1 protein-coding gene and 1 pseudogene are annotated in these 673 nt (G+C 50.4%); both read left to right on the top strand.

Annotation, left to right across the window (positions count from 1 at the left end; genetic code table 11):
* The first annotated feature begins 92 nt into the window (after positions 1-92).
* Complete coding sequence (locus HT737_RS30365; protein ID WP_108588991.1) at positions 93-344, top strand: helix-turn-helix domain-containing protein; 252 nt, start codon at positions 93-95, stop codon at positions 342-344.
* Positions 341-673: pseudogene (locus tag HT737_RS30360) on the top strand (HipA N-terminal domain-containing protein); the annotation flags it as partial. The gene HT737_RS30365 and the pseudogene HT737_RS30360, both read left to right, overlap by 4 nt.

Raw genomic sequence — 673 nt, 5'->3', positions numbered from 1 at the left:
AAAAACCCGACCTTACGGCGGGTTTCTTGAGGCAAATAGATTAAATGTTGCGCATACGCTACATTGGCTTCAAATTGTTACGGTATCACAACATGGATCACACTCTATTGATCGGCCGTCTCGGTATCCAATTACGAGAGAAACGCATAAATCGTGGCCTGACACAGGCGCAGCTTGCCGATCTGGCGGGACTGACAAGATACAAAGTCATCGCGGTGGAGAAAGGTACCCTTTCTGTCGGCATGATCGCTTATGCGCGCGTTTTGGCTGCACTGGACTGCGAACTCTCGGTGGTTCCAGCAACGATGCCAACCCTTGAAGAGCTTGGAGATTTATTCGAATGAAAATGGCCTCTCTTCAAGTCAGCACCCCACAAGGTAATAGCGGCAGACTTTTCAGCAATGCCGAAGATTTCACTTTTCGATCACGAAGATGCATCGCCAAAAATGGCCATTAGCCTCTCGATGCCTGTACGGCATGACGAATTTCGTCGGCGCGAACTGCATCCTGTTTTTCAAATGAACCTGCCAGAAGGCTATGTGCTGGAACAGTTACGCAATCGCTTGGCCAAGACAGTCAACGTCGACCCAATGTTGCTACTGGCGCTTTCCGGCAGCACATCGCCCATTGGCAGGGTTCACGTACGCTCTGAAACCGTGGATGCCTTGTTGCA

The organism is Pseudomonas sp. MD195_PC81_125, from assembly GCF_014060985.1.
Classification (GTDB): domain Bacteria; phylum Pseudomonadota; class Gammaproteobacteria; order Pseudomonadales; family Pseudomonadaceae; genus Aquipseudomonas; species Aquipseudomonas parakoreensis.
Note: the sequence above shows the minus strand (reverse complement) of the source record. Positions and strands in the feature narration are given on the sequence as shown.